This is a genomic window from Mycolicibacterium vaccae NBRC 14118 = CIP 105934 (assembly GCF_001552715.1).
GTDB classification, from domain to species: domain Bacteria; phylum Actinomycetota; class Actinomycetes; order Mycobacteriales; family Mycobacteriaceae; genus Mycobacterium; species Mycobacterium vaccae.
On record NZ_BCRS01000004.1, the window covers coordinates 58,601 to 83,112 of the forward strand.

25 protein-coding genes are annotated in these 24,512 nt (G+C 67.5%); 10 read left to right on the plus strand and 15 right to left on the minus strand.

Annotation, left to right across the window (positions count from 1 at the left end; all coding sequences use genetic code 11):
* Positions 1-37 precede the first annotated feature (37 nt).
* The 4 genes from MVA01S_RS01655 to MVA01S_RS01670 form a co-directional block, all read right to left on the minus strand.
* Positions 38-1,006, minus strand: coding sequence for an SDR family NAD(P)-dependent oxidoreductase (locus MVA01S_RS01655; protein WP_003931591.1), 969 nt, complete (start codon positions 1,004-1,006; stop codon positions 38-40).
* A 54-nt stretch (positions 1,007-1,060) separates the two neighbouring features.
* Positions 1,061-1,804, minus strand: a complete 744-nt coding sequence (locus MVA01S_RS01660; protein WP_237024277.1) for an SDR family NAD(P)-dependent oxidoreductase — start codon at positions 1,802-1,804, stop codon at positions 1,061-1,063.
* A gap of 287 nt (positions 1,805-2,091) precedes the next feature.
* Entirely contained in the window at positions 2,092-3,024 is a 933-nt protein-coding gene (locus MVA01S_RS01665) for an LppW family protein (RefSeq protein WP_003931589.1), read from the minus strand.
* A 91-nt stretch (positions 3,025-3,115) separates the two neighbouring features.
* A complete protein-coding gene (locus MVA01S_RS01670; protein WP_003931588.1) occupies positions 3,116-4,306 on the minus strand; it encodes a lycopene cyclase family protein in 1,191 nt (396 codons plus the stop codon).
* Positions 4,307-4,484: 178 nt separating this feature from the next.
* Here MVA01S_RS01670 and MVA01S_RS01675 point away from each other — a divergent pair, with 178 nt between their 5' ends.
* Positions 4,485-5,558 (plus strand): VldE C-terminal domain-containing protein, encoded by a 1,074-nt coding sequence (locus MVA01S_RS01675; protein ID WP_003931587.1) that lies wholly within the window; start codon positions 4,485-4,487, stop codon positions 5,556-5,558.
* Between the two features lie 29 nt (positions 5,559-5,587).
* On the opposite strand, the gene MVA01S_RS01680 is transcribed toward MVA01S_RS01675, so the two are convergent.
* Positions 5,588-6,361: a DeoR/GlpR family DNA-binding transcription regulator gene (locus MVA01S_RS01680; RefSeq protein WP_110765639.1), complete on the minus strand. Its 774-nt coding sequence runs from the start codon at positions 6,359-6,361 to the stop codon at positions 5,588-5,590.
* Positions 6,362-6,530: 169 nt separating this feature from the next.
* Between MVA01S_RS01680 and MVA01S_RS01685 the strand changes: the two genes are divergently transcribed.
* The 5 genes from MVA01S_RS01685 (at position 6,531) to MVA01S_RS01700 (ending at position 11,932) form a co-directional block, all read left to right on the plus strand.
* Entirely contained in the window at positions 6,531-8,054 is a 1,524-nt protein-coding gene (locus MVA01S_RS01685; protein ID WP_255251667.1) for an FGGY family carbohydrate kinase, read from the plus strand.
* Positions 8,051-9,505, plus strand: coding sequence for an NAD(P)/FAD-dependent oxidoreductase (locus MVA01S_RS31830; protein WP_003931584.1), 1,455 nt, complete (start codon positions 8,051-8,053; stop codon positions 9,503-9,505). The genes MVA01S_RS01685 and MVA01S_RS31830 overlap by 4 nt, the downstream gene beginning before the upstream one ends.
* A complete protein-coding gene (locus MVA01S_RS01695; RefSeq protein ID WP_335582847.1) occupies positions 9,388-10,356 on the plus strand; it encodes an FAD-dependent oxidoreductase in 969 nt (322 codons plus the stop codon). The genes MVA01S_RS31830 and MVA01S_RS01695 overlap by 118 nt, the downstream gene beginning before the upstream one ends.
* Entirely contained in the window at positions 10,353-10,580 is a 228-nt protein-coding gene (locus tag MVA01S_RS31205) for a hypothetical protein (protein WP_144033063.1), read from the plus strand. Before MVA01S_RS01695 ends, MVA01S_RS31205 begins: the two co-directional genes overlap by 4 nt.
* A gap of 83 nt (positions 10,581-10,663) precedes the next feature.
* Complete coding sequence (locus MVA01S_RS01700) at positions 10,664-11,932, plus strand: ethanolamine utilization protein EutH (RefSeq protein WP_003931582.1); 1,269 nt, start codon at positions 10,664-10,666, stop codon at positions 11,930-11,932.
* 7 nt (positions 11,933-11,939) lie between these two features.
* On the opposite strand, the gene MVA01S_RS01705 is transcribed toward MVA01S_RS01700, so the two are convergent.
* The 3 genes from MVA01S_RS01705 to MVA01S_RS01715 all read right to left on the minus strand — a co-directional run bounded on the left by MVA01S_RS01705 (position 11,940) and on the right by MVA01S_RS01715 (position 14,838).
* A complete protein-coding gene (locus MVA01S_RS01705) occupies positions 11,940-12,710 on the minus strand; it encodes a DUF1906 domain-containing protein (RefSeq protein WP_040541772.1) in 771 nt (256 codons plus the stop codon).
* Positions 12,711-12,846: 136 nt separating this feature from the next.
* The gene (locus tag MVA01S_RS01710) at positions 12,847-14,289 is read right to left on the minus strand and encodes a GntP family permease (RefSeq protein ID WP_003931580.1); all 1,443 of its coding nucleotides are present in this window, start codon (positions 14,287-14,289) and stop codon (positions 12,847-12,849) included.
* 36 nt (positions 14,290-14,325) lie between these two features.
* Positions 14,326-14,838, minus strand: a complete 513-nt coding sequence (locus MVA01S_RS01715; RefSeq protein ID WP_003931579.1) for a gluconokinase — start codon at positions 14,836-14,838, stop codon at positions 14,326-14,328.
* A 121-nt stretch (positions 14,839-14,959) separates the two neighbouring features.
* Between MVA01S_RS01715 and MVA01S_RS01720 the strand changes: the two genes are divergently transcribed.
* Positions 14,960-15,763, plus strand: a complete 804-nt coding sequence (locus MVA01S_RS01720) for a FadR/GntR family transcriptional regulator (RefSeq protein WP_081529110.1) — start codon at positions 14,960-14,962, stop codon at positions 15,761-15,763.
* On the opposite strand, the gene MVA01S_RS01725 is transcribed toward MVA01S_RS01720, so the two are convergent.
* Positions 15,723-16,358, minus strand: a complete 636-nt coding sequence (locus MVA01S_RS01725) for a trimeric intracellular cation channel family protein (RefSeq protein WP_003931577.1) — start codon at positions 16,356-16,358, stop codon at positions 15,723-15,725. The genes MVA01S_RS01720 and MVA01S_RS01725 overlap by 41 nt on opposite strands.
* A 125-nt stretch (positions 16,359-16,483) precedes the next feature.
* Here MVA01S_RS01725 and MVA01S_RS01730 point away from each other — a divergent pair, with 125 nt between their 5' ends.
* Positions 16,484-16,981 carry a DUF309 domain-containing protein gene (locus tag MVA01S_RS01730; protein ID WP_003931576.1) on the plus strand — a complete coding sequence of 166 codons (498 nt, stop codon included), beginning with the start codon at positions 16,484-16,486 and terminating at the stop codon, positions 16,979-16,981.
* An 87-nt stretch (positions 16,982-17,068) separates the two neighbouring features.
* The gene (locus MVA01S_RS01735) at positions 17,069-18,670 is read left to right on the plus strand and encodes an FMN-binding glutamate synthase family protein (RefSeq protein WP_003931575.1); all 1,602 of its coding nucleotides are present in this window, start codon (positions 17,069-17,071) and stop codon (positions 18,668-18,670) included.
* Positions 18,671-18,704: 34 nt separating this feature from the next.
* Here the strand turns inward: MVA01S_RS01735 and MVA01S_RS01740 are convergent, their stop codons facing one another.
* The 3 genes from MVA01S_RS01740 to MVA01S_RS01750 form a co-directional block, all read right to left on the minus strand.
* Entirely contained in the window at positions 18,705-19,226 is a 522-nt protein-coding gene (locus tag MVA01S_RS01740; protein WP_003931574.1) for a cupin domain-containing protein, read from the minus strand.
* 35 nt (positions 19,227-19,261) lie between these two features.
* Complete coding sequence (locus MVA01S_RS01745) at positions 19,262-20,206, minus strand: threonine/serine dehydratase (RefSeq protein ID WP_040541947.1); 945 nt, start codon at positions 20,204-20,206, stop codon at positions 19,262-19,264.
* A 110-nt stretch (positions 20,207-20,316) separates the two neighbouring features.
* A complete protein-coding gene (locus MVA01S_RS01750; protein WP_003931572.1) occupies positions 20,317-21,063 on the minus strand; it encodes a 3-oxoacyl-ACP reductase family protein in 747 nt (248 codons plus the stop codon).
* 115 nt (positions 21,064-21,178) lie between these two features.
* Here MVA01S_RS01750 and MVA01S_RS01755 point away from each other — a divergent pair, with 115 nt between their 5' ends.
* Positions 21,179-21,745, plus strand: coding sequence for a TetR/AcrR family transcriptional regulator (locus MVA01S_RS01755; RefSeq protein WP_003931571.1), 567 nt, complete (start codon positions 21,179-21,181; stop codon positions 21,743-21,745).
* On the opposite strand, the gene MVA01S_RS01760 is transcribed toward MVA01S_RS01755, so the two are convergent.
* From MVA01S_RS01760 to MVA01S_RS01770, 3 genes are all read right to left on the minus strand, one after another.
* Complete coding sequence (locus MVA01S_RS01760) at positions 21,723-22,751, minus strand: alpha/beta fold hydrolase (protein WP_040541768.1); 1,029 nt, start codon at positions 22,749-22,751, stop codon at positions 21,723-21,725. The two genes, MVA01S_RS01755 and MVA01S_RS01760, sit on opposite strands and share 23 nt — an antisense overlap.
* Before the next feature lie 113 nt (positions 22,752-22,864).
* Positions 22,865-23,443: a dihydrofolate reductase family protein gene (locus MVA01S_RS01765; RefSeq protein WP_003931569.1), complete on the minus strand. Its 579-nt coding sequence runs from the start codon at positions 23,441-23,443 to the stop codon at positions 22,865-22,867.
* A 109-nt stretch (positions 23,444-23,552) separates the two neighbouring features.
* On the minus strand, positions 23,553-24,512 hold a 960-nt coding region (locus MVA01S_RS01770; RefSeq protein WP_218006058.1), incomplete at its 5' end, for a prolipoprotein diacylglyceryl transferase.

Genomic DNA, 24,512 nt, shown 5'->3' on the forward strand with positions numbered 1-24,512 from the left:
ACCAGGCTGATGGCCACGCCAGGGCGAGCAGCGGTGCTCACGCCACGTCGCGCACCAGATCCTCACTCCTGGCCCACAGTCGTTCGGCGCTCGCGGCGTCCAGCGCATAAGAACGCACGCCGTCGGCAAACGGATTGGGGATGTCATCGGCCGGGGCGACGGCGCAGTCCTCGAGGTAGTGCCCGCCGATCTCGTCCTTGTCGGCGACCACTGCGGCCCAGACGGAAGTCGCCGCCGCCTGCGGGACGTCTTTGAGTTCCCCCGGCGGCAGGCCGGCGTCGGCACGGGCCTTGCCCACGGTGGCGAAGAGGTCCTGGAGCGCCTCGGGGGAGAAGTTCCGGGCGAGGTCGGTATGGCTGTTGCCGGGCATCACGGCGGCGGCCCTGATGCCGCGGTCACGATGGCGCCGATCGAACTCGACCGCGAAGAGCGCATTGGCGGTCTTGGATCGCGCGTAGGCGACCATGGGGTCGTATTCCTGGTTCGCGAAGTTCGGATCCTCCAGGTCGATGTCGGAGACACGGTGAGCCTGCGAGGACAACACCACCAGGCGTCCGTTGTCGACCAGCAGCGGCGCAAGGCGGGTCACCAGCGCGAAATGCCCGAGATGGTTTGTCCCGAACTGGGTTTCGAAGCCATCGACGGTGTGGCCGAACGGAGTGGCCATGACGCCGGCGTTGGCGATGACGGCATCGAACGGCCGACCGTCGCCGAGCAGTGCGTCGGCGGCAGCGTGGACGCTGCGCAGAGATGCGAGGTCGAGCTCGATCCAGTTCACACTTCCGCTACCGCTACCGCTACCGGCGAGGATCGACGCGGTGGCCGTCTCGGCTTTCACCAGATCCCTGGCGGTGCCCACCACGTGGGCACCCCGGGCCGCCAGCGCGCGAGCCGTCTCGAGCCCGATGCCCGACGATGCGCCGGTGATGAGAAAGCGCTTACCTGCGAGGTCGACATCGGACAGGACTTCGTCGGCAGTCGACTTGGCGCCAAACTTCACGGTCATCTTCAGAGCCTTCTTTTCGATTGGGAGGGTGGGATTTTCGAGCGCTTCGGGATCTCAGATCTGGAATCCGCCGGCGATGTCCAGGACGCTGCCGCTGAGGTAGTCGGCGTGCGGGCCCGCGAGGAAGGAGATGGTCGCGGCCACCTCTTCCAGCGTGGCGATGCGCCGGATGGCGTGATAATCCATCATCGCTTCAGGAACGTTGTGGGCCGCTTCTGCGGCCATGTCCGTCGGCATGATGCCGGGCTGCACGACGTTCACGGTGATGTTGCGTGGGCCGAGGTCGCGCGCAACGCCTTTCGCATAGCCCGCGATGGCTGCCTTGGTGCCCGCGTAATCGGCCGCCCCGGGGAACGCCACTCGGCTGGCGATGGCCGAGCCGATGAAGATGATGCGGCCATGGTCGGAGAGCCTGCGCGCGGCGGCCCGCGTCGTGGCCACCACGCCCAGCACATTGGTGGCCCACAGGTGGTCCAGGGCCTTGGTGTCGAGTTCGGGGTCGTCGACCAGTTGGCCCTGAACGGTGATGGCCGCATTGTTGACGAGGATGTCGAGGCTGCCGAACTGGGACACGACCGCGTCGACCAACGATTCGGCCGCCGACGGATCGGCCTGATCACTTCTGACCGCGAGGCCGCGCACACCGGCTGCCTCGATATCGCGGACAACATCTTCCGCTTTCTCGGCGGAGGCGACGTAGCTGATCGCCACGTCGGCACCCTGTTCGGCCAGCGCCACCGCAGTCGTCGCGCCGAGGCCGCGTGACCCTCCGGTGATCAGTGCAACCTTGCCCGCCAAAGCTCTCGACATCCGCAAACCTTCCCCAATACGTACCGATCGTTATCGTAACGGTCGGTAGTGAAAGTAGCAGACATGTTGCGGTGTGCCTACTCGACGGATTGACGGCGTCGGATTGTGGACGTCAGATGCGACCGAGAGCCGCCTGGCAGAAGCGCCTCAGTGCGTCATGTGGACGCGTGAAAGTCCTTTGGGCACAGCAGGTTCAGGGCAGCGCACAGAAAGGTGTCGCCATTGCGGAGTCGAGATGGGAACGCGCACTGCCGTCGCGGTGCGATCCGACGACGTCAGATCTTGCCGCCCGGAAACATCGTCCGGACAAACTGGGTGATGTTCTCCCGGGCGTTGGCGGCGCTGGTGGGGTCCAGGGATCCGATCGCCATGACGTAGCGCCGATCGGGTCCGATCACGCCGGTCGACACGTGCAGCTGGTTGCCGCCGTTCCAGCAGCAGAACCAGCCTTGCTTCACCGCCACCGATTCGGCGGGGAGCCCGTCGGGGATGCCGAAGCGCTGCGGGTACCCGTCGTTTCCGGTCGGCGTGAACTGTGCGAGGTCGCCGATGATGATGTCGGCCTGTTCGGGGGGCAGCCCGCCGCTGCCGTTGAGAAGCATGTCGTAGTAGCGGACGAGATCGTTTGCGGTGCTCTGGGTGACGTCCCATTTTCCGTTGTAGGGCGCCGTGGTTCCGGTCAACCCGTAGCGGTCCACGATGCGTGAGATGACGGCGCTCTGACCGCTGCGGTCCCAGAAGATCTGGGCCGCGCTGTCGTCGGAGGAACGCAGCATGAGGTCGAGCGACCTGCGGTCGGCAGGGGACAGCGGCGTGTCGCTCTGCGACGCCCGCAGCAGCAAATCATCGGCGATGAACAGCTTCACCACGGAGGCGATCGGGAAGGGTTGGTTGCCCCCGCTGGAGACGAGCTGACCGGTGTCACGGTCCAGCACGGCGATATCGATGTCGGCGCCGGACGCCGCGGCGTCCGAGGTGGCCTGCGCGACGCGCGCGTCGAGCCCGTTCAGTGCTTCCGTCGGCTGGGCGGGCGGTGCCGCAGGCACCTGCGGGGGTGGGGCCTGCGGGGCCGCAACGGTTGCCTGCGGGGCGTTCTCGGTCGCCGGCGGCGTGCCCCAAACCTGTGCCTCACACCCGACGACGAGCAGCGCGACGCCGACGATCGCCGCTGCCGTCTTCGCCTGGTAGCGCGGCCGCCGTTGACGCATGGGTCTCCTTCGAGCAGTCGTGCACGGGGTGCGGTCAACGCTGTACCCGCTGGTTACCCAACCTAACCGGTTGCTGGTGGTCCTGCGGGGGTCATCGATCCGAGGTGACCGCGTCGTTGCTGCGCAGCGGCGGCAGCACGGCAGGTAGGACAAGGCGGCGACGCATCCGGCTGCTCGACACGCGGAACAGGTGACCGTGGGTGGCGACGTTGCCGCGGAGGTCGTCGCGCCCGGTCAGGTAGGTCCAGCGGTGACGTTCGGGCAGGTCGAAGAACTGCTCGAAGAAGCCGGGGACCTCGCCTGGCGGCATCCGCAGGAGTGCCTCCAGCCCAATGCGCCGCAGGTGGTGGACCGCCCGTGCGGCGGGTGGCCACACCGCTGACTGCGCGGCTGCGAGCGCGCGATCCGGGCCGTCAGGCAGGTGGGCGGCAAGGGCGTCGGCCACCCGTGGGGCCAGCGTCAACGACGACGCCAGGCTGAACCCGGTTGCCGGGTGGATCAGGGGCGCGGCCGCACCGAACCCGAGAACGTCGTGCCCGCGGTGGCGCGGATGGTCGACACGGAACGAAACCTTCTCACTGCGAGCATCGTCTGTCGGCCGGACGTCGTGGACCGCGAGGCGGGCGTGCAGCCGTCGCCGCAGTGTCGCCAGCGGCAGCCCGGGCCGACGCGCCAACGACGTCTCCTCCAGAAGCACCCGGCCGCCACCGAGCGGAACCGCGTAGAGGAACGTCGGCCAGCCCGCCTCGCCGTGATCGGGGCGCCAGTCCATGAACAGGGCATCGCCGGTCGCGACCAACGGCGCTGCCGTGTCTTCGTCGACGATCAGTCCGTACGCGGTCTGTTCAGCGGGTGTGCCCCCGGGCGAGGAGCGGTCCAGCGGACGCCACCGGCCGCCGGCATCCACGACGACCGAGGCCCGCAGGTGCGTTCCGTCGGCCAGCGCCACCACACCCCGCTCCGGGGACCCGACAGCGCGCCCGCTGTGAACCTGCACCCCGGTCAGCTGCCCGGCGAGGTGCGCCTGGAGGGCAGGCACGTCGAGGACGGCGTAGTCCCATCCCAGCCGGTGCTCCGTCACCGCGATCACCCGGCCGGACGCGCGCGCCGCGACCACGGAGGCCGGCAGATCGGCCGGAAGCTCCCGGTCCCACATGCCGTAGGTCGCCATCCAGGGCCGTTCCGGGGCCGGGTCGAGCAGCCCGGTGACCAGTCCGCGCCGTCCGCACGCCGCCGCCAGCGCCAGCCCCGCCGGTCCGCCCCCGACGACCAAAACGTCCATGCGTCCCATCGTGCCTTCTCGCGCCGGACCCGATGGAGTGGGTCGCCCCGAGGAATGCGTCGCTCACCACCACAGATGGTCGACGAGTGGACATCGCCAAAACCAGTTCGTAACCTGTCCCACGCGTAGCAATTCGGGCCAGGATCGGTCCTCACAGCGAAGGATCGTGACAATCCGTATGACCCCGGTACGCCACTCACTACGGCGAACGGTGTGCGGTGCTGCGGCCGCGGTCCTGGTGTTGGCCACATCGGTGGGCGCGGTGCACGCGGATCCCGCGGCCGACGCCCTGGCCAGGCTCAACGAGTTGTCCGGTCAGGCACTGCAGACCCGCGAGGCCGTCACGAACGCCCAACGCGACGTCGACGCCGGACTGGCTGCCCAGACCGCGGCCGAGGACCGCCACCGCGCCGACATGGAGGCCGTCGCAGTCGCGAACGCCCAGCTTGTGCCCTATCAGGCGGCGGTCGACCGGGTCGCGGCGATGGCTTACACGAGCGGCCGGGACGGCAACGCGGCGGCGGTGCTGACCGCGGCCTCGCCGCAACAGCTGCTCGACAGGTTGTCGCTGCAGCGGGTGATCGCCGCGACGACGGCCGAACAGATGACGGCATTTCGAGCAACGCGTGAGCGTGCGGCCGCCGCCGCCCAGGATTCGGAGAGATCGGCCGCCGACGCCCGCGCCGCGGCCGAGCACGCGGCCGCAGTGCGCGCGGAGTTGCAGGCCAAATTGAGCGAGCTGCTGCGTCAGATCGCCGCCGCCGAGGCGCAGTATGCGGCGCTGACACCCCAGCAGCAGGCGATCGTCAACAGCGCTCCTCCGCCGCCGGCCGCGATGCCCGGCATGCCTCCCGGCGACGTCGCGCCGCCCCCGGCGGCTGCCGTCCCGGACTCCCCGGAGGCGTTGCCGATGGGTGTCGCGCGAGAGGTCGGTCTGCAGCCCAACGCCATCCTGGCCGCCAGGGCCGTCAGCCAGCAGTTCCCACAGATCGCCAACATCGGCGGCGTCCGCCCGGACTCGAAGCCGTGGCATCCGAGCGGACTGGCGATCGACATCATGATCCCGAACCACAACAGCCCCGAGGGCATCGCGCTCGGCGATCAGATCATGGCGTACGCGCTGGCCAATGCGGGCCGATTCGGGCTACAGGACGTGATCTGGCGCGGCACCTATTACACGCCGGCCGGCCCGCAGGCGTCGGGATACGGCCACTTCGACCACGTGCACATCACCGTGTTGCCGCGCCGCTAGGACTCTGGGAGCGTCATCGGAGGTGATGGTCACGGGATCAGGACCTCCACATCCTGCTTCAGCAGGTGATCACGCCAATCTGCGTCGAGTTCGTTGGTGATGAGCACGTCGATGTCCGACCAGCCGGTTGAACCCGCGAGCGCGCGCTGACCGATCTTCGATGCATCCGCGAGGACCACCACGCGTCGGCCTTGCCTCGCCATCGCCACGGCGATCTCGGCGTCGAGCAGGCTGTTGAACCGTACGCCGAGTTCGAAATCGATTCCGTCGCAGCCGATGAAGGTCGTGTCGACGGTCAGTTGCGATATCGCCGAGGTGGCCAGCGGCCCGCTGGTACCGAAGGACGAAGCACGCAGGGCACCGCCGATGACGATGACTTCGATCTGGGCTGCGCTCGCCAGACGCTCGCCGAGATTCAACCCGGAGGTGGCCACCCACAGCGGCTTCTGCTGGGACACGAGTTCCTCGGCGAGGGCCAGGGTCGAACTGCCGTCGTTGAGCAGTAGCGACGACCGTGGTTTCGCCAATTGTGCTGCCACCACGGCTATTTCACCCTTCTCGCGCGCGTTGCGGCGGCGCCGAAGCTCGAACGCCTCGTCGAGGGTGCTGGACGTCGTCGCGGGCGCGGCGCCACCTCGGACGCGTCGCAGCAGGCCACGCTTCTCCAGTTGGCCGAGGTCGCGGCGAATGGTGGGCATGCTGGCACCGGTGGCGCGCCGGATGTCGTCGATCGAGGCGAAGTGCTGACGAGACAGCAACTCGAGCAGCAATGAGTGACGCTCCTCGGCATGTAGGTCAGGCACCCATACACTCTAACTTCGATCAATATCGATCATTCTATTGCAGACGGTGATCGGTTGTGATCTGATTCGCAGGATTGTTGGCTGAGGAGAGGATGGTCGCGTGGCGGCGCACTCGACAACCGGGGATGGGGCGGTACCGCCCTTGACGCGGCGGGGTCCGGTGACCCGGGTGTGGGCCGGCATTGATCAGGGCACCACCAGTACCCGTACCAACCTCTATGACGACGCCGGTAACTGCGTGGCGACGGCGCGCAAACGGTCGCATACCGCGCACCCCCTCCCGGGCTGGGATGAGCAGGATGGCGACGCGCTGGTCAACGCCATCGAGGAGACGGTGCGCGAAGCCGTCGCGTCGGTGCCGGGTGCGGAACTGGCCGGAATAGGGCTGGCCAACCAGGGCGAGTCCGTCATCGCGTTCAACCGACTGACCGGGGCGCCACTGTCCAAGGCGATCCTCTGGTCGGACCGGCGTGCCGGAACCATCGTCGACCGGGTTGCCGACACGCCCGCAGCGGCGGGTGTCGAGGAGGTCACCGGCCTGCGGCTGGATCCGTACTACTCGGCGGCGCGCATCGCGTGGGCGCTGCTGAATCTGCCCGAGGTAGCAGCCGCGGCAGCCGACGGCACACTGGCCATCGGCACGCTCGACACGTTCTTCATCCATCGTCTTGCCTACGGCGCGTATGTGACCGACCCGTCGACGGGTAGCCGGACACAGCTGATGGCGTTGGACGACCTGCGGTTCGATCCGGAATGTGCGGCGGCCTTCGGTATCGACGCCGCTCTGCTGCCGGAGATCGTGGACACCGTCTTCACCGAACCGCTGCCCACCATCCTGGGCGCGCCGCTGTACGCCAGCGCGACCGATCAACTGGCCGCGTTGGCCGCGCTGGGTGCCATCTCGCCCGGCGACACCAAGATGACCTACGGGACAGGGTGTTTCATCGACACCAACGTCGGTGCCCAGCCCTGCCGGCCGGGCCATGGCCTGATGCCGACCTACGCATGGACCATCCCCGGCGAACCCAAGGCGTGGGCGATCGAAGGAGGCGTCTTCAGCGCGGGCACCGCCGTCGACTGGTTCGTCGGGTTGGGATTGGCTGAAAATGCCTCTCACGTCGCCACATTGGCCGCGTCCTGTAGCGCGGCAGAAGACTTCGAGCTACGGATGCAGCATCCGGTGTTCCTGCCGAGTTTCACCGGCATCGGAGCCCCGTGGTGGCGTTCTGACGCGGCGGGCGTGCTGGCCGGTCTACGAGCGTCCTCGGATCGCCAGGACCTGGCGTTCGCAGTCCTCGACGGGATCGCCCAGCGGGTGGCTGACGTCGTCGACGCGGTGGACGCCGAACTCGGCATGCCTGCCACCTTGCGTGCAGACGGTGGCCTCAGCGTCAATCGCACGCTCATGCAACGGCAGGCCGACCTGTGCGGAAGGCCCATCGCCATCGCCGACCATCACGACAACACGGCCGCCGGTGCTGCGGGGCTGGCTGCGATCGGCGCAGGTGAACTGGACCTCGGCGGCCTCGCGACGCGGGCTCGATTCAGCTGCACCATGGAGCCGACGCTGCCGGAGGAACAGCGTGTGCCCGAACGCGCACGATGGCGTGCATTCGTCGAGGCATCAACATCTCTGGATCCTCCCGCACTGACCGAAGTCGCACGCCGACGCACCGAAGAACGGAACCGATGAGTAGTCAGCACTATGACATCGCGATCGTCGGCGGCGGCGTCATCGGTGCCGCGATCGCCGCCGAACTGTCGCGCTACGCGGTGAAGGTGGTGTGGTTCGAGGCGGCCCACGATGTCTGCGAGGGTGCCAGCAAGGCCAACTCCGCCATCGCGTGCAGCGGCTATGACCTTCCGGCGGGAAGTCTGGAATCCGACCTCATCCTGGAGACCAGTCCCCAGTGGGAAACCATCTGCCGGGATCTCGATGTACCCTTTCGCCGAATCGGAGCCCTGTCCCTGGGTTTCGACGACAGTGACGGCTCCTCGCTGCGGAATCTGGCGGCGCAGGCGACCGATGCCGGCGTGGAGGTCGAACTGATCTCGGGGTCGGCGTTGCGCAGGGCGGCGCAGACAGCGGCCCCCACCGCGGTTGAGGCACTGCATGTCCCGGCCGAAGGCATCATCGACCCGATCCGGCTGACCATCGGTTTCGCCAAACTCGCGGTGCTCAACGGTGTGGAATTGCGCCGATCGACACCGGTGACCGGTTTCTGGCACAACGCCGCGGGCGCGATCAGCCACGTGGTCACCCCCGCGGGGGCGGTCTCGGTCGGCGCCGTGGTCAACGCGGCCGGGGTCAACGCAGATCACATCACCGATGCTGCGGCCGCCGAACCGATCACAATGTGGCCCCGCAAAGGACAATTCCTCCTCGTCGACCGTGCCGTCGGCCACCTGGTACCCAAGATCATGTGCACCGCGCCCACCCCGCACACCCGCGGCATCTACGCGGTTCCCACCACCAACCGCACGGTATTGATCGGGCCGACCGCTGTCGACGGACAGGACCGCGCCGACAGAACGACTGACGAGGCGACGGTGGAAAAGGTGTGGGCCAGCGCCCGACGCCTGCTGCCCGAGGGGATCGACCGGGGTTACGTCACCAAGGCATTCGCGGGTCTGCGACCGGCGAGCGATCACACCTATCGACTGGAGGTGTCACCCAAGGTGCCGAACCTGGTGCACGCCGCAGGAATCCGCTCGACTGGTGTGTCCTCGTCCCCGGCCGTCGCGCGGCACATCGCAGGCCTCATCGACAGCGGAATACTGGGGTTGAAGCCGAAAACCGGAGTACGCCAGTCAGTTCCGTTCATTGCCCGCTTGGCGGAGAGCGCCACGGACAGCGCAGCGGTCGACTTCGCGTGCCGGCCCGGTGCGCCGCCGGACCAGCGGCCCATGGTGGTCTGCGCGTGCGAGCACGTGACGGCGGCTGAGATCGCCGCCGAATGCCGCGGTCCCGTCCCGGCCACTTCGCTCGACGCGGTGCGCAAGCGGACCCGGGCGACCGCCGGGCGGTGCCAGGGCGCCTACTGCTCGGTGGGTGTGAGCTTCATACTCTCCGCGGCCACAGGGCAGCGACCCGGCGAGATCTGCCAGGGCGAACCCGGATCGCAGTGGGACAGCAACTCATGACCGCCACCGCGCACATCGTTGTCGCCGGATCCGGGCTGCTCGGCCTGCACGCCGCCATCGCGCTGCGCCCTGCTGCGGATGTCACAGTGTACGAACGTCTTCCCGTTCCCGGTGGGGAACAGTGGGAGCATCCCGAACACGCCCGGTTGGTCCGGCGTGCCCACAGCAGCGGAGTCCGGTTCGCGGCAGGCACGCAGGTGATCCGCTGGGAGGGCGACAGAGTGTTGGCCATCGGCGAACACGGTGGCCTCACCGCTGCCGACGCACTCGTCGTGGCCACCGGGCACCGGCCCGCGAACCGTAGCGAGTTGCGGATCGACGGGGACCGGTGCGCGGGCGTCGTCCCGGCCACGCTGGCTTTGCACCTGCTGGCACAAGGCGTCCACCTGGGTTCAGAGGTCGTCATCACCGGCGACTCACACTGGGCCGAAGAGTGCATCGCGGCAATGACCACCGGCGCGCGCCCCGCGGCATCGATCCACTGGCTCGGTCGACAAGGCCCGGCGCCACATCCCGCGGTCACAACCAGACCGGATCTGCGGGTGACCGGCGCGCACGGCATGCCCCGTATCCGCGGCGTCAGCGTGGAGGGTACGGCCGGCCGATCCGGGTCAGGCGTCGAGCACCTCGTGTGCGACTGCCTGATCCTGGCCGGACCGGCGATCCCGTACCGCAACATCGACGGTGCCGTCCTCGACGGCGACACCGCGGTGTTCGCCCAGCGCTCGGGGCAGGAGTTCAAGACCGCCGACCAGATCGGTGCTGCCGCAGCCCGGATGGCGATCGAGCGTGCCAAAGCGCCACAGCACCAACATGTCCCGACGCTGCCCAGGATTGGATCACCGCGATGAAAGTAACATCTCCGGTCGGAGAGTTCCCCTACACATTCGAACGGGTCCGAGTGCAGGGCACGCGGATCGTGGCCGAGGGGCGGATGGGGACGTGGCCCGCGCGGATCGAGGCCGGGGCGGACGACATACCGAAGCAATTGTGGATAGCCGCCGCGGTCGTCACCGGCGTCGCGCTCTCCCTGCGCGTCGGCCGAAGGCGAAGTCGCCTGCGCAGCAAGACCTGACGTCCACCCACCACAACACCTCACGCCACCTGACGGCGCGCGGTCCCGCGGCGCTGCTTGCATGATCGAAGGGAAACTCCACCATGGCCTTGCTGGGAAACATCGTCATCTATCTGATGATGGCGTTCGTCCTGATCGGCGCCTTCTCGTTGGCGTTCCGCGGCGACCGCGGGATCGGCCATGAGTTCAAGGAGGGCATCTACGCCCTCGGGCCGCTCTTCGTGCCCATTGCCGGCATCATGGCGGCCCTGCCGTATCTGTCGTGGTTCGTCGAACACGTCCTGGGCAAGGTCTACGAACCGTTCGGTGCGGATGCGGCCATGGCGGCCACCACGCTGATCGCCAGCGACATGGGTGCCTACCAGCTGGCCGAAGTCACCGCCGACTCGACCGGTGCATGGATGACCGCCTCTGTCAACGGATTCCTGCTCGGTGCCACCATTTCGTTCATCATTCCGGTCGGGCTGGCGATCCTGGATGTGCGTGACCACAAGTATTTCGCCCTGGGCATCATGAGTGGAATTCTCACCGTGCCGCTCGGCGTCGTGGTCACGATGGGAATCCTGATCCTGACCGATTCCACGGTGCGTGACTCGGCGGTCACCGATGGCCCTTCGACCGCCACCCTCGACGGCTTCGGTTTCGGCGACGTCCTGATCAACCTGCTCCCGGTTTTCCTTGTCACCATCGCGATCGCTGCCGGTCTGTACTTTGCGACCCGCGCCATGATCACCGGCTTCATCTGGTTCGGCAAGGGACTCAACGCGGCCATTCTGGTGGTGCTGGCATTGTCCATCGTCGAGCACGTGACGGGCTTCTTCAGCGCACGGATGGGCGCCTGGGGACTCGACCCGATCATCGCTGACGCCGACGATCAGATGCGGTCCCTGGAAGTGGCGGGCAACATCGCGATCGTCCTGGCCGGCGCGTTCCCGCTGGTGTACGCGATCCGGACTTACCTCGACAAGCCGCTGACAGCCGTGGGCACCCGCGCGGGCATCAGCACCGAGGGCACCGCGGGCCTGCTCGCCGCGACGACCAACATGCTGGCCGCTTTCCACCTCATCAAGCACATGCCGGCCAAGGACAAGGTGTTGGTGGTCGCTTTCGGCACCACCTGTAGCGCACTGATCGGTGACCACTTGGCCTTCACGGCCAACTTCCAGCCGAACCTGATCGCACCGTTGATGATCGGCAAGATCGTCGCTGGTGTCACGGCGATGCTGTTGGCGTTGTGGATCGCGGTGCCGACGGCCACCCGGATCGAACGTGAACGGGCGGAGCTGGACTCGGTGGATCCGTCATCCGAGGACGACGACAGGGTGGACCCGGTGGCACCGAACCACGCGTGACTGGACGTCAGGGGTGGAAGTTCCACTGGCCGCAATCCTGCGCCAGCACGTCGTTGACGTCGACGCGGATGCCGCCGACGATCGGTCCCGGATTCGAGGCGGTGTCGATGATGCGCTGGTACAAAACGGCGCCGGGGTAGATCTGGCCGTTGGACCAGGAGCGGGTCTGCCAGGCCCAGACACGGCCGGGCGTGCGTGACTTCCCGATGACACCGTCGGCCGCAGCCCACTGGCACGGTCTGATGCCCGCGTAGATCCCGGTGCGCTGCACGCCGATGACCGAGTTGATGCCGCGGAACCAGGGGAGTGCGAGGTCGTTCCAGGTCTGGCGGTCGATGTCGTCGTCGACGCTGAAAAAGATCGGTGCGCTCTGGCCGCCACCGGCGGCGGAGTGCAACGCCCAGCCGGTGCGGGCGTCGGCGACGCCGCCGGCGTACCCGCGGGTGAAGTCCGACGGTGCCGTTCCGCCAGGCTTGCCGTACTGGTAGTTGCTGACGATCACCAGACCGGCCGCGGTCAGCGACCTCGCGTAGGGCAGCGTGATCGGTTTGGCGCCGAAGTTCGAGCCGGGCCGCGAGGTCGACACGTAGTTGATCACCCCGGCGTGGCCGGCGGCCCGGATGTCCTGTGCCGGGATCTGGCGCATGGCGAAGTCGATGAGTGTCGGAGCGGCGGCCGCTGCCGTAGGCGCCTGCCTGCCCGTTGCTGCCGCGCCGAGCCCGGCCAGTGCCGATACGGCGGCGGCATAGCGCAGTGCGTCACGCCGGGATACCTGCACGGCGCGATGTTAACAAAGTGACTGGCGTGAGCAGCGTGACGCGGCGGGCAATTCGGCGGTGTGGTCAAAATTCGTTGCCGCCGCCTCGGCCGGGATCGACGCGGGCAGGCCCGCGTCGATCCGCGACGGAGTGCCGTCAGGCGATGGCCCACAATCCGAGACTGAGCACGAAGGCGCTGAGCCCGAGCGTCGTCTCCAGGACCGTCCACGTCTTGAGGGTGGTCTTGACGTCCATCCCGAAGAACCGGCTGACCAGCCAGAACCCGGAGTCGTTGACGTGGGAGAGCACGGTGGCGCCGGCCGCGATCGCCATCACCAATGCGGTCTGTTGCAGGTTGCTCAGGTCAGCGGCGGCGACCGACGCGCTCAGTAGACCGGCGGTCGTGGTCAACGCGACGGTGGCCGAACCCTGTGCCACCCGAAGCAGTGTGGAGATGACGAAGGCCTGCAGGATCAGGGAGATTCCGAGATTGGACAGCGACCCGCTCAGCGCGTCGCCGATTCCGCTGAGCCGCAGCACGCCGCCGAACATGCCGCCCGCACCGGTGATCAGGATGATCGCGCAGATCGGGCCGAGCGCGTTGTCGAGGATGTCGCTCACATCGGCCATCGGCCGGTTCCGCACGCCGAGGACCAGGATCGCGACCACAACCGTGATCAGCAGGGCGATCGAGGTGGTGCCGAGCAGCTTCAGATACTCGGCCCAGGTTGCACCTTCTTCGATCACGCCGGCGGTCATCAGCGTGCTGAGCACGGTGTTGAACGAGATCAACACGAGCGGCAGCAGCAGCACCCCGAGCACGGTCGCGAAGGACGGAGCGGTCCTGGTGACTGTTCCTGTGGTGCCCGTCGCCGGCGTGCCGTCGGTGTCGGACCGGCCGTCCTCGCCGAAGTCGCGGCCGCCGTTGATCTCACCGAACAGTGACGTCGGAATGTCGACATGGAAGCGCCGACCCATGAACTGGGACACCAGGAATGCACCGACGTACCAGGACACGACGGCGACCGGTACGCCGACGATCAACGTGAGGCCGATGTTGGCGCCGAGCAGTTCGGCGGCCGCCACCGGACCGGGATGCGGCGGAACCAGGGCGTGCATGGCGGCGAAGGCCCCGGCGGCGGGGAAGGCGTACAAGAGAATCGATCCGCCGAAGCGGCGTGCCACCGTCATGATGATGGGCAGGAACACGACGAGCCCGGCGTCGAAGAAGATCGGGAAACCGAACAGCAGCGCCGCCACGCCGAGCGCGAAGGGTGCCCGCTTCTCACCGAACCGGTTGATCAGCGTGTCGGCGAGAACCTGTGCGCCACCGGTGATCTCAAGGAGTCGGCCGATCATGACGCCGAATCCGACGAGCAGGGCCACCGAGCCGAGCGTGTTGGAGAAGCCGAAGGACAGCGCGCTGGGAACATCGGCCACCGGTATCCCGGCGGCCAGTGCCGTCAGCAGACTGACCAGCACGAGCGCGATGAAGGCGTGCAGTTTCACCTTGATGATCAGGAACAGCAGCAGCGCCACCGCCCCTGCGGCGATCAGCAGCAGGGTGCCGGTCCCGTATGCCGGATCAATCGCCTCCACGACGCCCCCTCCTCGCAGTGAACTCCGTGCCTCGAATCACCGGTCCTCCTCGTGTACGTGGGAATCTTGTGTGCTGACGTAGTTTTCGATGATGGCGTCGATGGACTGGTCGACGTCGATGGCGACACCACGCTCATCGGGTTCGAGCGGTTCCAGCGTCTTGAACTGGGATTCGAGGAGCGTGGCGGGCATGAAGTGTCCCGGCCTGCTGGCCTGCCGCCTGCCGATCGTCTCGATGGAGCCCTCGAGGTGGAGGAACTCGATATCCCGGCAATGTCGCCGCAGCTGGTCCCGGTATGCGCGTTTGAGGGCGGAGCAACTCATCACCCCGCCATCGCCGTGCAGTGCCAGCCACTGTCCGATCGATTCCAGCCAGGGGAAGCGGTCGTCGTCGTTCAGCGCATGGCCGGCCGACATCTTCTCGATGTTCGCCGGCGGGTGGAAGTCATCGGCATCGGCGAAGGGGACCCGCAGGCGCTGGGCCAGTGCGGCCCCGACGGTGGATTTCCCGGACCCCGAAACTCCCATGACGACGATGGGTGCTGCCATGCTCTCTGCCTATCGTGTGTGTGTCGTCACACAGATTGCCTCAATCATCATACGATTACAAGACCAATCTGAATTTCGGTAGCTCTTTCACCCAAAGATGGGCATCTGTCATCATCAAGCGGTGTCCGAACGGCCCAATGCTGGCGCTCTCCACAGCAGTCTGGTGACTGCGTTGGGGACGGGCATCGTGTCGGGGAAGTACGAGTCAGGCCGGATTCTCACCTTGGATGCGGTGAGCGCGGAACACGGCGTGTCCCGCAGTGTCGCCCGGGAAGCGGTCCGCGTCCTGGAGTCGATGGGCATGGTCGCCTCCCGGCGCCGGGTCGGGATCACCGTCCAGCCCGCCGAGAGCTGGAACGTCTTCGATCCCGTGGTGATCCGGTGGCGGCTCGAGGTCGGAGACCGCAAAGCCCAGCTGGTCTCGCTGTCGGAGCTGCGCGTGGGGTTCGAGCCCGCGGCGGCCGCGCTGGCGGCGCGGCGGGCGAGTCCGCATCAGTGCCGGGTCATGGCAGCCGCGGTATCCGACATGATGGTGCACGGGCGCTCCGGTGATCTCGCCGCATATCTCCTGGCGGACCGGCTGTTTCACCAAACACTGCTCGAAGCGAGCGGCAACGAGATGTTCCGGGCGCTCAACGGCGTGGTGGCCGAATTGCTCACCGGACGCACCCATCACGGCATGATGCCGGAGAAACCCAACATCACGGCGATCGCTCTGCACGATGAGGTTGCGCGCGCGATCAGGATGGGCGAGCACGAACAAGCCGAACGGGGGATGCGCGCCATCATCGAGGAATCGGCGTCGGCAATCGTCGAGGAAGTTCCTCCGACTACGACGTCTCCGAAAACCACGACGTCTCTGAAAACCACGACGTCTCCGAAAACTACGACGTCTCCGAAAAGCCCGGCGGCCGAGGAGCATTGAGGTTGTAGCGGACCCCGAGCATCCGGATCGCGAAGCACACCGCGACCGCCCCGAGTGCCGCTGCCAGCCCGTACACGTCCAGGCCGATGGCCGCCACGGTGATCGCCGCGGCGACCAGAGCCGGGATCGCGTAGAGCTCACTGCGCAACACGGTCGGAACCTGTCCGACGAGTGCGTCGCGAATGGTGCCGCCACCGACTGCGGTGATCACGCCGAGCAGCATGGCCGGGCCGGCCCCGAGACCGAACTCCACCGCCTTGCTCGCGCCGATCACCGCGAACACACTCAACCCGACCGCGTCGAGCACGGTGATCGACATCCCCACCCGGTCCAGCCAACGGTTGAGGACGAACGCGATCAACGCGCCTGCGACGGCGAGCGTGAAATACGGCCAGTACAGGAACGTCGCGGGCGGCACCGCGCCGATCAGCACATCACGGATCACCCCGCCGCCCAACGCCGTCATCATCCCGAGCGTGACCACCCCGACCACGTCGAGGTGGGTCACCCGCAGGGCGGTCAGTGCGCCGTTCAACCCGAAGACGAAGGTCCCGATCAGGTCGAGCGCGAACAGCAGCGGAGGTTGGGTGCTCACGTGGCAACGGCTTCCGGGCTGGCCGCCGGACCGACTGCAGCGACTCGTGTCGTCGCAGACATGCTTGATGACATGCACCGAAGCCTACGTAGCTGACACGGACCGGCCCCCGGCATCATGGGGGGATGGCCGAACGCTCCCGCGATGAGTCCGGCAGGCCCCGCAACACGCGTCCGCGCGACGCGCTGGGCCGGCCCCTTCCGTCGGGCAGCGACGGCGTCCCGCGAATTCCGGACGATCTGGAGTTGCCGCCGTCCGATTCCCTCGCCTACGCCCAGGACCTGCTGAACAGGGGCCTGGCGTTCAACGCTCATGAGGTGCTCGAGGCGGCGTGGAAGAGCCGCCCCGTCGAGGAGGGGCCGTTGTGGCAGGGGCTGGCTCAGCTGGCCGTCGGCATCACACATATCCAGCGCGGCAACGCCGCCGGGGCGTCTGCTCTGCTCAGACGCGGCGCGGGTCGCCTGGCAGAGGTCGAAGCGCCGGCTCCGTACGCGGTCGACGCGGTCGGCCTCACCGGCTGGGCCGCCGCGCTGATCGACGACCTGGATGCCTCGACGGGCATCTCCGCGGAACGTCTGCGCCCGACGTTGACCAGGCTCCCGGGAAGTCCGCCGGAGAACTGAAAGACCTTGGTACACCGTATCTGACAGCGTGCGCGTCGTCGCGGCGATCGCAGGTTCCGGCGCGCTGATTGTGGCAGTGTGAGCCATATGAAGAAGCGGACGCTCGCCGCACTGGCACCCGCCGCCGCAGTCGCCGGCATCGCGGTCCAGGACCTGCTTCAAAAAGAGCACGCCCTGCGCCACAACTTCCCGGTCGTCGCACGGATGCGGTACCTACTGGAGTCGATCGGCCCGGAGCTGCGCCAGTACATCATCACCGGCAACGACGCCGAGCGCCCGTTCAGCCGCGACCAGCGGCGCTGGGTGTACACCTCGGCGAAGAAGGAAAACAACTACTTCGCGTTCGGCACGGACAACGACACCGAGAACGCGAGTTACCCGATCATCAAGCAGGCGACGTTCTCCGACGTCGTGCCGGCCTCGCCGATCCACCTTCACGACATCGAGCTTCCGGGCGCCAAGGTGCTCGGCGGCCCCCGCGGACGCCGCCATGCGTTCCGGCCGGCCTCGGTGGTCAACGTGTCGGCGATGTCGTTCGGCTCGCTCAGCCCGCAGGCCATCGAGGCGATCAACAAGGGCGCCAAGATCGGTGGCTTCTGGCACAACACCGGCGAGGGCGGGCTGTCAGATCATCACCGTCAGGGCGGTGATCTGGTGTTCCAGATCGGCACCGGCTACTTCGGCTGCCGGGACGAGCAGGGCAGGTTCGATCTCGACCGGCTGGTCGACGTCGTGGGCTCCGCACCGGTGCGCGCCATCGAGATCAAGCTCAGCCAGGGCGCGAAACCCGGTCTGGGCGGCCACCTTCCGGGCGCCAAGGTGAACGCGGAGATCGCCCGCATCCGGGGAGTCGAACAGGGCAAGGACGTCGCGAGCCCGTCCCGGCACACCGCGTTCCGCAACGTCGACGAGATGCTCGACGTGGTGGAGCGGATCGCGGATGCCACGGGCCTGCCCGTCGGCATCAAGTCGGCGGTCGGGGACATGGGGTTCTGGGAGACGCTGGCGACCCGGATGGAAGACGGGCAGCGCGGCGTGGACTTCATCGTGATCGACGGCGGTGAGGGCGGCACGGGTGCGGCGCCGCTGGTGTTCGCCGACCACGTGTCGTTCCCGTTCCGGGCAGGTTTTGCGCTGGTGTACGGATTGTTCGCGCAGCGGGGTCTGTGTGACCGGGTGACCTGGATCGGGTCGGGCAAGCTCGGGCTGCCCGCCAACGCGATCGTGGCGTTCGCGCTGGGCGTCGACCTGCTCAACGTCGCGCGGGAGCCGATGTTGGCGATCGGCTGCATCCAGGCGCAGAAGTGCCACACCGACCGTTGCCCCACCGGCGTGGCCACGCAGAACCCGTGGCTGGCGCGCGGGCTGGATCCGGAGCAGAAGTCCCACCGGTTGGCCAACTATGTGCTGACCCTGCGGCGTGACCTGCTGAAGGTCTCGGAGGCCGCCGGCGTGCGGCACCCGGCGATGCTGGGCCCGAACCACGTGGAGATCCTCGACGGCGACCGCGGACACCGACCGCTCCAAGACGTGTACGGCTATCAGGACGGCTGGGGCGTCCCCAGCCCGGAGATCGTCGCCGAGATCGACGACTACATGCGCCGCAATGACGGCCAGCCCGGCACCCATGAGGTCGTCGAACACGCACCGCTGGAGAACACCGAGGAACCGAACCAGGCGACGGAGTAGCTGTATCCACCAGTGGGTCGGCTCAGGGACAAAACTAAGCCAGCATCTCGGTGCGGTACTCGGGAGCCAATCGGGCCGCGGCCTCTCTCCGCTGCTGCTGTTCTTGCGGGGACAGCTGCGGCGGTGCGGCGGTGGGGCCGTCGACCGGATCGCCGACCTGCGCGAAGAACTCGTCCTGTCCTGCGGGTGTACACATGCACAGCATCCGGGCGGGTGCGCCGGAGGTGTTACGGAAGTTGTGCGGCGCGTTGGCAGGGATGTTCACGGTGGAACCCGCCCGCGCGATGTGTTTCTGGCCGCGGAAGGTGAATTCGACGGAACCCTCGAGAATCGTGAACATTTCCTCGAAATCGTGACGATGCGGCGGCGGGCCGCCTCCGTCGGGTATCCGCATGTCGATGAGGCAGTATCTGCCGGCGGTCTGCGCTCCGGTGATCAGCATGCTGTAGGTGTCTCCCGCCAGAGCGAGCCAGCCGCCGGCAGGGTGCTCGTCGTCCACGATGGTCAGTTCACGTGCCCGATCGTCAGCGGGTAATGAAGCGGTGTCATCAGGCATTCGTCGGTCTCCTTGGCCAGTGCGGGGTGGGTCTGTCACATCAGCGTGCCGGGGTCGGTGTTCGCGCCGCAGATGATCACCGCGACGTTCTCGTCCCGGGCGGGCTGGTACGCCCCGGACGAGATCGCGGCGTACGCCGTGGCTGCCCCGTACTCGGCGGCGATACGAAACGACTGCCACAGTTCGTTCCTGGCCGCGACGATCGCGTCGTCCGACACCAGCACCGACCGTGGGGGAGCAGCCATTGCCCGGGCGAACGCGATGTCGCCGATTCGTCGTGCGCCGAGGGAATCCGCGGCGACACCCGACACCTTCACGTCGACCGGTGCGCCCGCCGTCAGCGCCGCGTGCATCGTCGGAATCTGTTGAGGCTCAACCGCGACGATTCCCGCCCGACCGTCAGCGGAGGCAGACAACCCGCTGAACAGACCTCCTCCGCCGACAGCGACCACGATCGTCGTCACGTCGGGAGCAGCCGCGAAGATCTCCTCGGCAATGGTGCCGGCCCCGGCGCAGATCTCCACCTGGTCGTAGGCATGGCAGAACAGCGCCCCCGACGTCGCCGCGTAATCGCAGGCGGATTCGTAGGCGTCGGCGTACTCCGCACCGATCTGCCGCACGGCGGCGCCGTAGTCGGTCAGGCGGTCGATCTTGACCTGTGGAGCGGTGACCGGAACGAAGACGGTGGCCTTGACCCCCAGTCGCCGGGCCGCGTAGGCGTTCGCCAACCCGGCGTTCCCGCCCGACGCGACCACGATGCCCGTCGCCGGATCGAGTTCGCCCCGTTCCAGGGCCGAGAGTTGGCGGTTGAATGCGCCGCGGGTCTTGAAAACGCCTGCATGCTGCAGGAATTCGCATTTGAGCCAAAGGCGGACGCCGGCGACGTCCGCCCTCAGCATCGGCGTCTCACGCACATGGCCGTCGATCCGGCGGCGGGCCTCCAGCACGTCGTGGCGACGGAGGTCCGTACCCGGTGGCATGCTCACCAGCTACCCTCGGGTGAGAGAGTGTTCGCCGGTGTCGGCAGTCGCGCCGAATTGCCGTGTCATGGAGCTCCTTTCATTGTGACAACGTAGGGATGAACCCCACGTCAGACCGTGAAGCCGCCGTCGACGTTCAGATGCGCACCGGTGATGTACCCGGATTCGGGGCCGGCCAGGAAGCTCACCAGAGAGGCCACGTCGGTGGTGTGTCCGTAGCGGCCCTGCACGGTGACCTGCTTGAGGCTCTCGGCGAAATCACCCTGGTCGGGGTTGGCGTCGGTGTCGATGGGGCCCGGCTGCACGTTGTTCACGGTGATGCCGCGCGGGCCAAGGTCGCGGGCGAGGCCTCGGGTGAACGACTGCACCGCGCCCTTGGTCATGCCGTAGACCGACAGCCCGGGCCCCGGTATCCGGTCGGCGTTGATGCTGCCGATGTTGATGATCCGTGCCCCCTCACCGAGGTGCTTGACGGCCGTGCGGGTGGTCCAGTAGACGCTCCCGATGTTGATGGCCACCAACCGGTCGAACTCCTCGGCGGGGAACTCGTCGATCGGGGCCAGATGGGCGACGGCGGCGTTGTTCACGACCACGTCCAGGCCACCGAGTGCGGTGACCGCCTGTTCCACTGCGTCCGCGCTCTGGGTCGGGTCGGCGGCGTCGGCCTGAATGGCGACGACGGTGGCGCCGTCCGCGGTGAGTTCGGCGACGAGCTTGTCGGCATTGGCGGCCGAAGCCGAATAGGTGAACGCCACCGCGGCGCCGTCCGCGGTCAGGCGCCGCACGATCTGCGCGCCGATCCCTCGGGAACCTCCGGTCACCAGTGCTCGCCGTCCGGTCAGGGGTGCTGTGCTCATCGTGCTTGCCTCTCGTTATTACGAACTGGGTTGTTACTAAGTACGCTCAGGTCAAGGCGATCAGCGGCGAGCACATTCCCGCTGTGATCGGCGTCACAGTAGGAGGTGGTCCGCGATGGGCATCGGACGGCCGCGTGAGTTCGACCCCGATCAGGTCGAGGACGTGGCGATGAAGTTGTTCTGGGAACGAGGCTTCGACGGGGTGTCGATCTCCGACGTCACCGCGGCGACCGGCGTCAACCGGCGCAGCATCTACGCCGAGTTCGGATCCAAGGAGCATCTGTTCGAACGAGCACTGCGGCGCTACCTCGACGGCCCGAGCGCCTACACGGCCGAGGCCCTGACCCGGCCGACGGCCCGAGAAGTCGCCGCGGCGATGGTGCACGGTGCGGCCGCCACGGTCAGCGGGGAGATCCCCGGTTGCCTGACCGTCGGCGAGGCGCCCGGCCTGGCCGAGTTCCGTGAGGAGACGGTCAACCGGCTCGCCGAACGGTTCGACACCGCGGTGGCCGACGGTGACCTGGCCGGCGTCGACACGCGCGTGCTCGCCCGCTGGATCGCGGCGGTGTGCCAGGGGATCGCGATCCAGGCGCGCAGCGGAGCGAGCCCCGACGAGCTGCACGCCGTCGCCGACCAGGCGTTGGCAGGATGGCCGAGGGTCAGTCGGCCAGGAGTTCCTTGAGGACGTCATCGATGAATTTGTTGTCCACAGGGTTGGCGTCTCCACCGGCGAAATGGCCGTATATACCTGGAATGACCCGTAACTCGGCGTTCTGGATGTGGCTGACCGCGAACTCCTCGTCCTCGGGCGGGAAGTAGAGGTCCTTTTCGGCCGGCGCCACGATCATCTTGGCCTTGATCGTCTTCAGCGCCGCGACCTGGTCGCCGTCGAACCCGCGGCCCGGTGTCGCGCCGACGTTGCCATTCTGCCAGGTCCACAGCATCGCCAGCAGATTGTTGGGATCGCGGCGGTCGAGGAAGAAGCCCTCCCAGAAGCCGACGAGAAAGTCCTCGAGCGAGGAGTAACCCATCTTCTTGTACTCCTGCTCCCAGTAGAAGGCCTGCGAGAAACCCCACCCGGCATAGACGCGGGCGGCGGCGCGCAGCCCTCTGACGGGCTTGTCGGTGTACCAGCCCTCCTTGAACGCTGCGTCCGCCGTCAGAGCGGCCTTGACGCCTTCGAGGAACACGATGTTGTGCTCGCTGGTCTTGGAGGAGCCGCAGAACGGCATCGCACGCTCCACCATGTCCGGATAGCTGACGGCCCACTGGTAGGTCTGCCCGGCACCCATCGACCAGCCGGTCACGAGTGCCAGTGTCTCGATGCCGAACGACCGCACGAGCTTGTGCTGCTGCTCGACCTGGTCGTAGAAGGTGACGTTCGGGAACCGCGCCGCATCGTAGGGCGGAGGCGTGTTGGACGGCGAGGTCGACAGCCCGTTGCCCAACATGTTCGGGACGATGATGAAGTACTTCGCCGGATCCAGAGCCATCCCGTCGCCGATCAACCACTCGTTGTCCCAGTGGCGGCCGGAGTACCACGTCGGGAACACGACCGCGTTCGTCTTGTCGGCATTGAGCTCGCCGTAGGTCTTGTACGCGAGCTTCGCGTCGCGCAGCGTCGCGCCGTGCTGGAGCGTCACATCGCCGAGGTCGAAGATCTCGTAGTCCTGCGGGAACTCATCCATCGTCACGGCACCTCTTGTCGATTCCGGCACCGAAATGCCTTGATCCGTCGGAGCATAACGAAGTCCCCTGTCTGCGTCAGCGGGTCGCTCGGATTGCAGGGACGTCCTCGGCTTCAACCATGGAGTCGGGGTTGGTAGACGAGTTCCTGGATTCTGCCGTCGAGCGTGCGGCTCTCGATCATCTCCAGATCGAAATCGGCCGCGCCCTGAAAGATCGGATCGTCACCGGTCCGGCCGGTGATCACCGGGAAGATCGTCAACTGAATGCGGTCCACGAGACCGGCGGCCATCAGTGCCCGGTTCATCGACAGGCTGCCGTGCGAACGCAACGGCACGTCGGACTCCTGCTTGAGGGCGGCGACGACGTCGACGGCGTCCCCATTCGCAAGGGTCGCATCGCGCCAGTCGAGAGGTCCCGCCAGAGTTGTCGACACCACCGTCGCCGGAAGGCTGACCATCCTGGTGACCCAGGGATCACGGATGGCCTCCTCGGTGTCCGATTCCAGCATCTGGGTGAACGCCTGATAGGTGTTGCGCCCGAATATCATCCGCTGATCCGTCGCATACTGGGCGAGGCGGTGGGCGAGGAGTTCGGGGCCCTGCTTGCCCCAGTAGCCGCCCCAATCCCCACCGCGGATACCGCCCCAGCCGTCCAGGCTGGAGAAGACGTCGAACGTGTAGGTGGTGGCCATGGGGCCCTCCTTCGGCTGCGGCTGACAGGGTGTGTCAGTGCAGACGAGGCCCCGGCGCGAAAGTCATCGTCGTTGTGATCTGACGCCGCGCTCCGTCAGCGAGTCGCGGTCACTCGTCGGACTCGCCTGTGTCGGAGTCCTGCGTGGCCGGCGTGGACGGAACTTCCTTCTCCGCCCGGGCTTCGGTCTGCTCAGAGTCGGTCGCGGCCTGCTCAGAGGTGCTCTCCTCAGCGTCCTTCTCCTCCACGGCGGCCTCGTCCGACACGGCCTCCTCCAGCGCGGCCTCTACGTCGGCGTCATCGATGTCCGGCGAATCCGCCGGATCCGTCTCCGACGACCTACGCGCGGAACGTTCTGCGGTGTCGTCGGCGCCGGCGAGGGCATCGGTGTCGGCCTCGGCATCCTCGACCGTGAGCGCGCCGGAGGACCTCTGCGCCGGGGCCTGGCCCGGCACCGCGAGGGGCAGCGTCGGATGCGGAGGCAGCGCGTCCACCCAGCCTGCAGGCCGGTCCAGGGGCGGCCGGGAGATGGGGAGCGGGTTGACCTCCGGCTGCGTGAGCGCGATCTGGTCGATGGCGAAGAAGACCACGGATTCGACGAGGTCGCGGCCGATGTCGCCGAGATTGGTCAACAGGCCTTCACCGCGAAGAATGTCGGTGCCGTTGAAGATGACGCTGGCCACGATGCTCTCGGCGAAGTTGAACGCGATGTAGAGCTGCTTGCCCAGGTAGCCGAGCTGGTTGGCGAACGCGGTGAAGTTGGTGCGGACCGCGAGACGGAAATCGATGAACGCCTGATCGATCGCATCCAGCGCCGAGGCCGCCGCCACCACCTCTTCCACCGCGGCGGCGGGCGCGTCCTGGTCGCCGGCACGCGTCGTCGCGTGCGGTGCGAACGCGCCGGGCACACGGGCCACCTCCGCAAGGTCGACTGACTCGTCCACGCGGTCACCGATCACCACCAGTGGGTGGGTCGCCGGCGCCGGGGTACCCGTCCGAGCCGCAGCCCCGGGCCGGGGTGCGGCCCGGACCGGCGCAGAGCGCAGCGGCCAGGGAGGCAGCGCGCGCGA